This is a genomic window from Bradyrhizobium sp. 25ACV (assembly GCF_054863005.1).
Window position 1 is genome coordinate 1 of sequence record NZ_JAVAYO010000183.1, and the last position, 243, is coordinate 243.

1 pseudogene is annotated in these 243 nt (G+C 63.8%); it reads right to left on the minus strand.

From position 1 onward, the window contains the following. Positions 1-229: pseudogene (locus RAD04_RS39080) on the minus strand (acyltransferase family protein); the annotation flags it as partial. Positions 230-243 lie beyond the last annotated feature (14 nt).

The window sequence follows — 243 nt, forward strand, 5'->3', positions numbered from 1 at the left end:
TACTCGCAAACAGGCGGTCGACGATCGCTCGCAGCCTGCCTGACGCATCGAGCCAGATGATCGCGCCGCGCAGCAGCAACGCCGCGACATAGAGCTCCAGCAGAACGTAGAGAAACCAGAGATGGGTCAGGCGGAAATTCGGCAGTGCCGGCATCCAGCCGGACGCCTCTTGGAGCGGACCGCCATTCGGAAAGCTCGCCGCCCAGATGACCACAAGAGCGATGGGCACGTACACGAGCGGCC